Annotated in this window: 10 protein-coding genes and 1 pseudogene; 1 reads left to right on the forward strand and 10 read right to left on the reverse strand. The window is 49.4% G+C overall.

Going from position 1 to position 11,931, the window contains the following annotated elements:
- Positions 1-27 precede the first annotated feature (27 nt).
- The 4 genes from KKH3_RS08805 to nadE form a co-directional block, all read right to left on the reverse strand.
- Entirely contained in the window at positions 28-453 is a 426-nt protein-coding gene (locus tag KKH3_RS08805) for a nitrous oxide-stimulated promoter family protein (protein WP_039358235.1), read from the reverse strand.
- Between the two features lie 136 nt (positions 454-589).
- Positions 590-2,308, reverse strand: coding sequence for an ABC transporter ATP-binding protein (locus tag KKH3_RS08810; RefSeq protein ID WP_039358238.1), 1,719 nt, complete (start codon positions 2,306-2,308; stop codon positions 590-592).
- A gap of 125 nt (positions 2,309-2,433) precedes the next feature.
- Positions 2,434-3,321: an aromatic amino acid DMT transporter YddG gene (yddG, locus tag KKH3_RS08815; RefSeq protein WP_039358240.1), complete on the reverse strand. Its 888-nt coding sequence runs from the start codon at positions 3,319-3,321 to the stop codon at positions 2,434-2,436.
- Positions 3,322-3,506: 185 nt separating this feature from the next.
- Entirely contained in the window at positions 3,507-4,331 is an 825-nt protein-coding gene (gene nadE / locus KKH3_RS08820) for an NAD(+) synthase (RefSeq protein ID WP_039358243.1), read from the reverse strand.
- Positions 4,332-4,555: 224 nt separating this feature from the next.
- Here nadE and osmE point away from each other — a divergent pair, with 224 nt between their 5' ends.
- Positions 4,556-4,888 carry an osmotically-inducible lipoprotein OsmE gene (osmE, locus tag KKH3_RS08825; RefSeq protein WP_039358244.1) on the forward strand — a complete coding sequence of 111 codons (333 nt, stop codon included), beginning with the start codon at positions 4,556-4,558 and terminating at the stop codon, positions 4,886-4,888.
- Between the two features lie 104 nt (positions 4,889-4,992).
- Here the strand turns inward: osmE and KKH3_RS08830 are convergent, their stop codons facing one another.
- The 6 genes and pseudogenes from KKH3_RS08830 to KKH3_RS08855 all read right to left on the reverse strand — a co-directional run bounded on the left by KKH3_RS08830 (position 4,993) and on the right by KKH3_RS08855 (position 11,920).
- Positions 4,993-6,387 (reverse strand): L-cystine transporter, encoded by a 1,395-nt coding sequence (locus KKH3_RS08830; protein WP_039358245.1) that lies wholly within the window; start codon positions 6,385-6,387, stop codon positions 4,993-4,995.
- Between the two features lie 240 nt (positions 6,388-6,627).
- A pseudogene (locus KKH3_RS08835) lies at positions 6,628-7,134 on the reverse strand (metal-dependent hydrolase); the annotation flags it as partial.
- Positions 7,135-7,214: 80 nt separating this feature from the next.
- Positions 7,215-8,168: a pectin acetylesterase PaeX gene (gene paeX, locus KKH3_RS08840; protein ID WP_039358251.1), complete on the reverse strand. Its 954-nt coding sequence runs from the start codon at positions 8,166-8,168 to the stop codon at positions 7,215-7,217.
- Between the two features lie 354 nt (positions 8,169-8,522).
- Positions 8,523-9,239, reverse strand: coding sequence for an oligogalacturonate-specific porin KdgM family protein (locus tag KKH3_RS08845; protein ID WP_039358254.1), 717 nt, complete (start codon positions 9,237-9,239; stop codon positions 8,523-8,525).
- A 248-nt stretch (positions 9,240-9,487) separates the two neighbouring features.
- The gene (locus KKH3_RS08850; RefSeq protein WP_039358257.1) at positions 9,488-10,777 is read right to left on the reverse strand and encodes an ABC transporter substrate-binding protein; all 1,290 of its coding nucleotides are present in this window, start codon (positions 10,775-10,777) and stop codon (positions 9,488-9,490) included.
- 15 nt (positions 10,778-10,792) lie between these two features.
- Positions 10,793-11,920 carry an ABC transporter ATP-binding protein gene (locus tag KKH3_RS08855; RefSeq protein WP_039358260.1) on the reverse strand — a complete coding sequence of 376 codons (1,128 nt, stop codon included), beginning with the start codon at positions 11,918-11,920 and terminating at the stop codon, positions 10,793-10,795.
- Positions 11,921-11,931: the final 11 nt, after the last annotated feature.

Consider the following 11,931-nt stretch of genomic DNA (forward strand, 5'->3'; position numbering starts at 1 on the left):
ATCCTATTCGTTTTCATATTATCTATTTCATTTCAGCGGCGTGTCGGTATCCGCTGGTGCCGTATGCTGCGAGGCTAAGCGGGGTGCCCGCCCGGTTGACACTTTTGGCGCTGTCTCTTTTTTCGGATAATCCGGTACTGGCCGATGATCGTCAATTAAATGGCGTATCGCCAAAATCGGGTGACGTAACAACATCCGTGGCCCCGACCAGCGCATAATCGCTTTTATCGCCTCACGTCTGGCGGGTTGATAGCAGTGAATGGGGCAATGCTTACATGCGGGTTTATCTTCACCGAACTGGCAACGTTCCAGACGCTTGATGGCGTAGTTGAATAAGTCTTTATACTGCGCGTTATCGTCGGTTTCGGGGTGATGCTTTTCATACAGTTCGATCATCAATCCGACGGTACGAATCTCCCGCTGTCGGTATTTTCCCAGGGGCTTTCTCGCCATGTGCGTCATGTCCTGATGAAACAATAATAGATGTATTTTAAATGCAATTTATTGCAAGAGAAACCTCTGAAGTCACATCTATATGGGAAAACAGAGAGAAAAAGGCGAGGAGAACCCTCGCCGAAGGAGGTAGCAATCAGGCCTGACCGAACTGTGCCTGATGTAATCTGGCATAGATACCGCTGTGTTCCAGCAGCGCCTGATGGCTGCCTTGCTCAATGATGCTGCCGTTATCTACCACCACAATGCGTCCTGCATTTTGTATGGTTGCCAGTCTGTGGGCGATGATCAACGTAGTACGCCCTGCGGAAAGCTCGCTGAGCGATTGTTGTATCGCCTGCTCCGTCGCGGTATCCAGTGCGGATGTCGCTTCGTCCAGAATCAAGATTGGCGGGTTTTTCAGAAAGATTCGCGCGATAGATAAACGCTGCTTTTGCCCACCCGACAGCTTAACACCGCGCTCGCCGACCACGGTATCCAGTCCGTCAGGCAGATTCTCGATCAGCTCATCTAACCGTGCGCGGCGTGCGGCTTCCATGATTTCTTCATCGCTGGCATCAAGTTTACCGTAGGCGATGTTTTCCCGAATGGTGCCGCCGAACAGGAAGACATCCTGCTGTACGATGCCGATTTGGCTACGCAGCGATGCCTGCGTCATCTGACGGATATCCATGCCGTCAATAGTGATGGCTCCGCTGGTTAAATCGTAGAAGCGAGGAAGCAAGGAACAGAGCGTGGTTTTGCCTGCACCGGATGGACCAACAAATGCCACGGTTTCCCCCGCGCGTATCGACAGATCGATATTACGCAGAATTGGACGGTCGGCGGAATAACCAAAGCTCACCTGATTAAAGCGGATATCGCCTTTCAGCGGTCCGATATCATGCGCATCGGGGGCGTCGGCAATTTCGGGAACGGTGTCGATCAGTTGAGTAAAGCGTTTGAACCCCGCAATCCCTTTGGGATAGCTTTCCAGCACCGAGGTAATTTTGGCGACCGGTCGGAAGAAAACCTCAATCAGCAGCAGGAAGCCGATAAAACCACCGTAGCTGAGTTCGCCCTGAATGACATACCAAATACCGGCCAACATCACAATAAGCTGTATCAGGCGCGTGCTGAGGTAGCTGAGCGTCATACTGGCGGTCATGATGCGATAGGCCTGCAACTTGGTACGGCGGTAGTTTTCGTTATCGTTGGAGAACAGTTTCTTCTCATGAGCTTCATTGGCAAACGCTTTAACAACGCGGATACCGCCAACGCTCTCTTCAATTCGGGCGTTGAAGTTGCCAACCTGACCGAAGAGCTGACGCCAGGTCTCCGTCATGCGGGCGCCATAACGGCTGACGAGAAACGTCATGAAAGGCACGATAATAATCGTCAGCAGCGCCAGATTCAGGTGAACCGTTGCCATCAGGATGAACGCACCAATAAACGTCATGATCGCGAGAAAGAGGTCTTCTGGGCCGTGGTGGGCGATTTCCCCGACTTCCTCCAGATCTTTGGTGACGTGAGTGATGATATGGCCGGTCTTCATATTGTCGTAATAACGGAACGGCAAATTTTGCAGATGTTCAAATGCCTGCCGCCGCATATCGGTTTCAATACCCACGCCCAGCGCATGTCCCCAATAGTTGACGATGGCCATCAGCGCGGTATTCAGCAGGTATACCGCCAAGAGCGCAACCGACGCTAACAGGATCAGCGACCAGTCCTGAGCCGGTAATAGTTTGTCGATGAACGCTTTAATCGCCATCGGAAACCCTAATTCAAGCAGCCCAGCGATAATGGCACAGCCGAAATCGAGGACGAATAACCCTTTGTAAGGGGAATAGTAGGAAAAGAAACGCCTTAACATGTGTGACTTTTTAGGTAACGAAATGTGAAGGTGACTATAACAGGTTAGCGCGAAGAATGTGACCGCGCGCAGATTAGGGTTTTATTAACCAGGAAGCGCGATCGCATATCAGGGGGATGCAGCGGTCAACCAGTGGGAGAGCGTGTCGCATACCAGCAAAGTAGCGAACCTGCTGTGACCATGACGACGCCTTGCCAGAATGAAAGATCGGGCGTGATATTGAGCCAGAACGCGGCCAATAGCGTGGAAAGCACGGGCGTGAAATAAGAAGCGGTTGCCAGCAGCGTCAGATTGCCATGCTGAATGCCAGTATTCCAGGCAGAATAGGCCAGTGCGGTTGAGGCACCCATAAAGAGCAGTTGCAGTGAGCTTGCTAACGTAAATGAAATAGCGCCTTCAGCGCTCAAGGCATACTTTATCCATAGCACGAGAGACGTGATGAAAAAGAACAGCGAGACACCGCTTTCCCCTTGTCCATAACGCTTGGTGATATTGCAGTAGAGCGCCCAGGTCAAGGCCGCAGAAAACGCCAGACTGTAGGCGAGTGGGTTGGCAAGAACGTTGTTCCACAGTAATTCTGGTGTCCAGTCGCTTTCTCCTTTCATAATCCACACAATGCCGCCGAGCGAGAGTGCGAGACCCGGCCAGAGCAGGAAACGGCTTTTCTGCTGATTGATAAAAAGAGAAAAAAGAATGGTCAAGCTCGGCCACAAATAGTTAATCATCCCTATTTCCATCGCTTGCATGCGGCTATCCGCGAGTCCGATGGACAGCGACAGAAATATCTCGTAGCAAACAAACATCGCACCGCCTGCGAATAAATAGATTCTGGGCAACGTTTTAATGCGGGGAAGACCATAAAAGGCCAGCAGACAGAGTGTGCTGGTGGAATAAATCATCGCTGCGCCGCCGATGGGGCCGAGCGCTTCTGTCAGGCTACGGATAAGCCCGACGGATGTGCTCCATAAAACGATCGCCAGCAGGCCCGTGAGCGTAGCGCGCTGTGGCGTCATGTTTATTCCCATCATCCTTTTCGTTGCCTGCGTTGGTTGCTACTTGGGCTTTCTATGGATTTCTCCCTCGCGAGCGAGTGCTTGTTCCTGTGACTCGAATGACTGAGGGAATCGTGATGCGTGCGCAGAAAAAACAAGAGCAAACCGGACGCCGTATCCGCGCCCGGTTTGCTCATCGCGATGACTTATCGCCAGAAGTCATCAAAAACGGTAATAGGCGGACGGCGCTTGTGTTCCGTTTTGCGATACCAGTTTTCAATAGTGGCGGCATCTTTATCATCGATCTGCTTGCCTTCCAGATAATCGTCGATCTTTTCATAGGTGACGCCCAATGCCACTTCATCGGGCAGGGACGGGCGGTCTTCTTCCAGGTCGGCGGTGGGGGCTTTGGTGTAAAGATGAGAAGGGCAGCCAAGTTCGCGTAGTAGCGCTTTGCCCTGCCGCTTGTTCAGTCGGAAGATCGGGTTGATATCGGTGCCGCCATCGCCGTATTTGGTGAAAAAGCCTGTTACTGCCTCTGCTGCATGATCGGTACCGACGACGAGCCCGGCATTCATGCCTGCGATGCTGTACTGCGCTTTCATGCGTTCTCTGGCTTTCTCATTGCCTTTAACAAAATCGGAAAGCTCAACGCCAATGGCACGTAAGGTGGCTTCACTGGCTTCGATAGCCGGCTTGATGTTTACGGTTAATACGCGGTCTGGTTGGATAAAGGTGATGGCATCCTGACAGTCTGCTTCATCTGCCTGTACGCCATAAGGCAGGCGAACGGCGATGAACTGATAGCGAGAATTTCCCGTCTCATTACGCAATTCCGTGATAGCCGTCTGGCACAGTTTGCCAGTCAGCGTAGAATCCTGGCCGCCGCTGATACCCAAGACTAACGACGTAACGAACGGGTGAGCATTCAGATAATTCTTTAAAAAATCAACGCTAACACGGATTTCCTGTGCTGGATCGATGCTACTTTTCACTCCCAGCGCAGTGATAATGTCGTTTTGTAATGACATGCCATCCCCTCCTGAACTTATTGATACTGCAAAAGAATTATTACGATTGCCAGAGTGTAAAACGAATTGACGTGAAGAAAAAGAACAAGCTGTCAGGTAGTCATTTTCCCTATAGATAACCCGTTTTTGACTATCGGCCAATATGTTACATCTCTGCATTATGATTTGAAAAAGTGGTCGCCGCCGACTAGCCTTAGAGTGAACGATAATAATGGGGTGATAATATGAAGAATAACAGATTACTGGTATGTATTGCGGCAGTTGGTGCTGTCATGCTGGCGGGATGTTCGGCTTATAACAAGGCAGAAAGCTATGTTAATGAGCCTGTGGTGAAAGATGTGAAAGTAGGAATGACGAAGCAACAGGTTCATCAGGTTGCGGGGACTGGCGGTACAGAGAAACGTCTGGTGAATGCCAAAGGCACCTGTAGCGATTATCTGCTGAAAAATCGCGATGGCACCGCACAGAACTATTTTGTGAGCTACGACGAGACAGGCCACGTGCGTAATAAAGGCTTCCAGAGTTGCCAGGCTTACGATACTAATCCGCAGCGCTAACTAACCTGATTGCACAATAGCGTTATCAGTAACAGTAACGCGTTAAAAACAAAAACGCCGACAGCATCAGCCGTCGGCGTTTTCTTTTGTGTAGCACAGGTGGTTTAGCGGTGTGTCAACTCAGCGTCATCCTGCGCGTTGAAAACCGTTTTATCCGTCTGTTTCATCAACTGGCTAGTGACCGTACCGGCCGTCATCGATCCGCTGACGTTAAGCGCGGTACGGCCCATATCGATCAGCGGCTCAATGGAGATGAGCAGTGCGACAAGCGTCACCGGCAGCCCCATCGCGGGTAGAACGATTAATGCGGCAAAAGTGGCACCGCCGCCCACACCGGCTACGCCAGCAGAACTGATGGTGACGATACCGACTAGCGTCGCGATCCAGACAGGATCCAGCGGGTTGATGCCGACCGTTGGCGCGACCATCACAGCCAGCATCGCTGGGTAAAGCCCCGCACAGCCGTTCTGACCGATTGTTGTGCCGAAAGAGGCCGCAAAGCTGGCGATAGATTGCGGTACGCCAATACGGCGCGTTTGCGCCTCAATGCTGAGCGGAATGGTCGCCGCGCTGGAACGACTGGTAAAGGCGAACGTCAGTACCGGCCACACTTTGCGATAAAAACGTGCCGGATTGATACCTGTGAACGACAGAATCAGTGCATGGACACCGAACATAATCGCCAGTCCGAGATAGGATGCGACAACGAAGCTGCCCAGTTTGAGGATGTCTTGCAGGTTAGAGCTGGCGACCATTTTTGTCATCAGCGCCATAACCCCATAAGGCGTTAATCTCATCACCAGACGAACGAGCTTCATCACCCAGGATTGCAGTGTGTCAATGGCGGTTAAAACGCGTTCGCCTTTGGCGGCGTCATCTTTCAGCAACTGTAGCGCAGCTACACCGAGGAAGGCTGCAAAGACGACGACGCTGATGATAGACGTCGGGTTCGCGCCGGTCAGCTCAGCAAACGGGTTTTTAGGAATGAATGACAGGATAAGTTGAGGCACGTTAAGGTCAGCAACTTTCCCCGCATAGTTGCTTTCAATTGCGGTTAATCGCGCCGTTTCCTGCGCACCTTGAACCAGTCCGGTAGCCGTCAGGCCAAACAGGTTAGTCACAAAAACGCCGACCAACGCAGAAATCAGCGTGGTGAGCAGCAGAGTGGACAACGTCAATAGGCTGATTTTCCCTAATGACGAGGCGTTATGCAGTTTGGCAACAGAATTCAGGATGGAGATAAAGACCAGCGGCATGACGATCATCTGCAACAGCTGCACATAGCCATTACCTACGATGTTAAACCATGAGATGGACTGCTTAACCACTGGGTTGTCACCACCATAAATCAGGTGCAGTGCAAGACCAAATAACACCCCGACAACCAAACCCAACAACACTTTCTTAGCCAGACTCCAGGATGGGTTACGGCTGGCGTAACCTAATCCGAGCAGCAATACGACAAATAGCAGAATATTTATGAGTAGCGGAAAATTCATCCGGCTTTGCTCCCTATTAGTGAATCGCGTCACGCTGTCCACGATTTCGCGCCGTAACGTAGAGCGGCGGAGATAGCGTGATTTTTTGCGATGAAAAATAACAAACGCGCACAGGATAGCAGGTCTTTTGCCATCATGTTACAGGGATATGTCTGACGGTAGGTAACGCTGTTATTTCACGTATTGAAAGAGATACGTTTGCGCCGACTGCAAAAAGCGAAATGACTGTTCGTAGGTGCAGCAATCCAGATTTTTTTGTGGCTGATACAGCGAAAAACCGATACAGGCAATACACAGAAAGCGTTCCAACTGATTGCCTTTTTGGCTGTTTAAAATCGGCAACCGGAAACGCCAGCGACAGGGCCAGAGCAGAGGGACGCCAGAGGGCGTCAGCATATCAGCAAGAATGTGGCTCAAATACCCGACGATCATGGCATGGTAGGCATCCGTCGGAATCGGCCAGTCTGGCGGCAGCCGCGTCTGAATAAAGAAGATACCGGCGGCGATGGCAAGGAGGCTATGCGTAAACCCGCGATGACCAAAGAGGCGGGCAATCGGCGAAGAAAGCCACTTCAGGCGCTGCCCGAGGACGGATTTGGGGTGATCGATGTCGGGCAGCAGCGCGGTAAGGAGTGCTCCGGGAATAATGTGCCACCAGTCTCCGGTAGCCAGCGCAGGCGATAGCTCAACTTTTTTAGCCAGAATTGCGCAGGCAACAGAAAACAGCAGGTGTCCTTCCGCAGTCATGAAACTTCTCAAATAAAACTGTTATTTTATACAGTATAAGAGATTATCCCTGCCTGCGGAAGCGGTGACGGCGTAACGATTTATTTCGGCAGTTCGTTGCTTGCAGGTAAAAGACGCAGCCAATTGTCTAGCAACTGAGGCCAGGCTGCCGCAGGAAGCCCTTTAGTGCCGCGCAGGCCGAAACCGTGTTTACCTTTCTCAAAGAGATGCATTTCGACGGGAATCTGTTTTTCCCGCAGCGCGCTGAACATCACCAGACTGTTATCAACCGAGACTGACGGATCGTCAACGGCATGCACCAGAAACGTTGGAGGTGTCTGAGCGGTAACCTGCTTCTCTGGAGAATAACGCAACACCTGCGCGTCCGTTGGCTGTTCGCCGATTAATTGTTTGCGCGAGCCAGCGTGCGCAATATTCGCCTGCATCGAAATAACGGGGTACATCAGTACCATGAAGTCAGGGCGTGCGCTCACGCTATCAATGGCATCCGTCGCCGGGTAAACGGATTGGGTGAATCGAGTTCCAAGGCTAGCAGCAACATGACCACCGGCGGAGAATCCCATAATACCGATACGTTGCGGGTTAATGTGCCACTTATCGGCGTTGGCTCTCAGCGTTCTGATTGCACGCTGGGCATCGGCTAACGGAGCGTCAGCACCTTCTTTATGGCCTTCACCGGGCATGCGATAGGTCATCACGAAAAGGGTATAACCCTGTTGATTAAAAAACGGTGCCAGATCGCTGCCTTCCTTGTCCAGCACGACGCGCTGATAAGAACCGCCAGGCGTAATGAGCAAAGCCATACCATTGGGCTTCTCTGCCGGATAAACGGTAATTTCGGGACTGCGAATCCCGGTTGCGGCCCGATCGGGAAGAGAAGGATCTTTGCTACGCTCGACCACTTGCGGCTGTACCGTTGACGAAGAGGCACCTGGCGCTTCGCCATGTGGCCAGACAGGGAAAACAGGTTGGGCGTAACTTAATCCATGTACAGACATCATAATGGCCCCGACAAGCAGAGAACGAACAATCATGATAGATCACCTGACAAAGAGAAGAAGGGGGGAAATCATTGGGCGATGGTAAAAAAATAGGGTAGCCATCACATCGGAGAAAAATGACTACCCTGAACCGCAAATTTTAATAAAGAAATAACATTCATACACGAAGAGGGTAAATCAGACACAGCAATTTCAACAGCTAAAACGCATGTGGCTAAATCACATTTAATGGCACCACATGTAACAACAAAACCTAACTAACCTGCTTACTAACAACGGACATCATAATAAAGGGATGCTAATGATGAAATTGAGTGAGTCAATTAACAATAACATCCCTTTTGCCAACGAATAACAATAATACTTATTTAAATAACAAGCTCGTTATTAGAAGCTATATTGCACACCAACACGGTAACGAGTTTGGCGATGATCGGTAGTGCCATCCTGAGCGACGTTACCTACCGCCATATAAGGCTTCCAGTTTTTATCCAGTTTATAAGACAATTTTACATCATGGTCGAAATTGTATGTTTCATTGTCGTATTGATATGCACCGGCTTTATTTGCTTTTTTGTAGTCCAGTTCGTAATCAACCTGGAAATCTTTCAGGAATTTATAGCTAACAACCGCGGTTAAGTTATAACCATTTTCTTGGTTGTTTTTTGATGCGTTTGGAACATCACCGCTATTACGTTTGTAGTAAGGGCGATAACGTAAAGAAGTAGAAAGATCGTCAGTGATGTTCATTTTACCGCGCAGGTAAGGACGATAGTTGTTAGACGTAGAGCTTGAATCTAAAGAGAATCCTGGTTCTAAAGAAAAGGTTTTATTGAAGTTGTACACATAGCTGGCAACGACTTCAGTACCATTGCTGACGGTTTCATTAAATGGTTTATTTGGCGTGTTGTCAGCACTGGATTGACGCCATTTTGCTTCAACAGATAACCCAAAGCCGTTGGCAAAACGGTGTGACATAGATAAACGATCGCGATGATCATTTTTCGGTGTATCTTTCATTTCATGACGATAGTCAATTGTCACAGCCATTGCATTCACACTAATTAATGACGTAACAGCCAGAGCTAGTAATTTAAATTTCATTGTTATATTCCCTACTGGTTAGGATATCTCTTAATAAAAAACACGCATTATGCTTTTTAGGACAAGTTCTATTCTATTTATTATTAAATTGCGTTCTGTGATCGAGATCGGCTTGGGTAACAAAAAGTAAAATGGGATTTCAAATTGTGAGGAAGATCGGATTGAATATAGCGGTTGTTTTAATTTAAATGAAAAATCCCTGCCGTCAGTACGGCAGGGATGAATTACAATCTAAATCAGGTACGGCATTATTTCATTGCACGCTTCAGAATACGCTCAGACTGACGCTGGAAGTATTTCGCAGCATCTTCCACAGATTTCTGACCGTAATCGATAGACTGGATGGTATCACCAAACAGAGAAACGATTTGCGGGTCGTCGAAATAAGGGGAAACGGCAACGTCATGTGGCAGAGCCAGCGCCAGTTTCAACCCGGCAACGGCTGGTGCATCATCTTTGATCACGCCATCAGCAGTCAACTGAGCCACAGCGGCTTTACTCAACGGTACACCACGTTCCAGACCCAGAGCCTGAGCACCTTCTTTGCTGTTCAGCAGGAAGTTGATCAACTGAGCAGACTCTTTAGGATACTTAGTCGATTTCCCGATAGACAGCATCTGTGCAGGTTTGAAGAACAAGCCGGCATCTTTCGCACCTGGCAGCATCGGATAGTTACCCAATGCCAGTTTTGCTGGTGGTTGCAGGTTGTCAGAGTACTTGGTAATGGTGGAGTTCCACATGTAAGTACCAGACCACTCGCCGTTGATCCATGGCTTCATCTCATACATGTTGCTCTTACCGAAAGAGGCATAGTATTTCGCATCAGGCATGACATGGCTGTCGATCAGTTTCTTATACATGCCAAAGAATTCAACCCATTGCGCATCGGTGTAGGCGAATTTCTGACTTTTTACATCAATAGCAGGAATGTTGTATTTCTGAACCATGTAAGAGTTCAGCAGTGCCAGAGAATCCTGGTGTTCCAACACGATAGGGTAGTATTGGTCGCCCAGTTTTTCTTTGAACACTTTACCGGCGTTCAGCAGCTCGTCCCACGTTTTCGGATATTCCAGTCCCGCTTTTTGCCAGCTTTCAGTGTTGAAGTAGAACACACGAGCAGTGACGGAAATTGGAATACCGTTCAGTTTCCCTTCGACCGTGGTGCTTTGCAGCTCTTTCGGATCGAACTGGGTCAGATCCAGAGTATCTTTCACTTTGTTCAGGTCATAAAAACCCGTGCCGTTTTTAGAGAAAATCGGCAGCCAGTTCCAGTTAGTCTGCATCACATCCGGCTCGGTGTTACCGGCAATCTGTGTAGTCAGACGCGACAGGTGACCATCCCATCCGGTGTATTCCGCTTTCACCGTGATGTTCGGATGCTGTTTGTGGAACTCTTCAATGGCCTTGAGCGTCTGCTGGTGACGGCTGTTGCCGCCCCACCAAGACATTCTCAATTCAACATTATCAGCGGCGAAAGAAGGCATGGCCACTAATGCCAGAGATGAAACTATTAACGTGTGTAGGATCGCTTTTTTCATCGGTTACTACTCCTGTTAAAGAGAGATATTTTTTTCTGTTTTTGCATCAAAAATATGGCATTTTTCCATGTCGAACTGGAAATATACCGGACGATGCAGTCCCTTCTCGATAATCAGCCGACCTTCGTCATAAGGAATGCGGCTGGTTAATTCAAAGCCATCGACTTTAATGTACATAAAGAATTCGTGACCCATGTTTTCTACGCGAACCAGCTCACCCTGTGAGTGGCTGCCTTCAAATGGCGTATCTGACACGGAAACATAGTCTGGGCGAACGCCGAAGAATACGTCTTGTCCGATATAGCTGCGCACTTTATCTTGTTTTTCAGCATTTAATACCAGCGCGTTATTACCCACCACCACGCCAACCTGACCGTCTTTCTCGACCAGTTTGCACGGCTTGATGTTCATTTCTGGTGAGCCAATGAAGCCAGCAACAAACATGTTGACAGGGAAGTGGTACAGGTTATCTGGCGTGTCAACCTGCATGATGTGACCGAGTTTCATCACGCAGATACGGTCACCCATGGTCATTGCTTCAGTCTGATCGTGGGTAACATATACGCTTGTCGCCGCTTTACCGCTTTTCTTCAACTGCTTATGCAGGTCGGAAATACGGATACGCATGGAAGCACGCAGTTTGGCATCCAGGTTTGACAACGGTTCGTCAAACAGGAACACATCGGGTTTTTTAACGATGGCGCGGCCTACGGCCACACGCTGAGCCTGACCACCAGACAGCTGGCGCGGCAGACGATCCATCAGTTCTTCCAGCTCCAGAATTTTGGCCGCTTCTGCTACCTGCGCTTCGATTTGCTCTTTAGGCAATTTGCTCAGTTTCAGACCAAACGCCAGGTTCTCTTTTACCGTCATGTGAGGGTAGAGGGCATAGTTCTGGAACACCATCGCAATCCCACGCTCTTTTGGCGCCAGATTGTTAACCACGCGCTCACCGATGCGAACTTCACCGCCGCTAATGGTTTCCAGACCTGCCAACATACGCAGTGTGGTGGATTTAGCACAGCCAGACGGGCCGACGATAACCATGAATTCGCCGTCTTTAATCGTCAGGTCGATGCCGTGAACGGCTTTGAAACCGTTGGAGTATACTTTTTCCAGTTTATTGAAAATAACTTCAGCCATGATAAATCCTC

Origin of the sequence: Pectobacterium actinidiae (assembly GCF_000803315.1) — a bacterium.
Taxonomy (GTDB): domain Bacteria; phylum Pseudomonadota; class Gammaproteobacteria; order Enterobacterales; family Enterobacteriaceae; genus Pectobacterium; species Pectobacterium actinidiae.

What these genes read in the sequence shown, in the direction of transcription:
- KKH3_RS08805 (WP_039358235.1), bottom strand. Translation starts at nt 453, where the DNA reads ATGGCGAGAAAGCCCCTGGGAAAATACCGACAGCGGGAGATTCGTACC.
- KKH3_RS08810 (WP_039358238.1), bottom strand. Translation starts at nt 2,308, where the DNA reads ATGTTAAGGCGTTTCTTTTCCTACTATTCCCCTTACAAAGGGTTATTC.
- yddG (WP_039358240.1), bottom strand. Translation starts at nt 3,321, where the DNA reads ATGACGCCACAGCGCGCTACGCTCACGGGCCTGCTGGCGATCGTTTTA.
- nadE (WP_039358243.1), bottom strand. Translation starts at nt 4,331, where the DNA reads ATGTCATTACAAAACGACATTATCACTGCGCTGGGAGTGAAAAGTAGC.
- osmE (WP_039358244.1), top strand. Translation starts at nt 4,556, where the DNA reads ATGAAGAATAACAGATTACTGGTATGTATTGCGGCAGTTGGTGCTGTC.
- KKH3_RS08830 (WP_039358245.1), bottom strand. Translation starts at nt 6,387, where the DNA reads ATGAATTTTCCGCTACTCATAAATATTCTGCTATTTGTCGTATTGCTG.
- paeX (WP_039358251.1), bottom strand. Translation starts at nt 8,168, where the DNA reads ATGATTGTTCGTTCTCTGCTTGTCGGGGCCATTATGATGTCTGTACAT.
- KKH3_RS08845 (WP_039358254.1), bottom strand. Translation starts at nt 9,239, where the DNA reads ATGAAATTTAAATTACTAGCTCTGGCTGTTACGTCATTAATTAGTGTG.
- KKH3_RS08850 (WP_039358257.1), bottom strand. Translation starts at nt 10,777, where the DNA reads ATGAAAAAAGCGATCCTACACACGTTAATAGTTTCATCTCTGGCATTA.
- KKH3_RS08855 (WP_039358260.1), bottom strand. Translation starts at nt 11,920, where the DNA reads ATGGCTGAAGTTATTTTCAATAAACTGGAAAAAGTATACTCCAACGGT.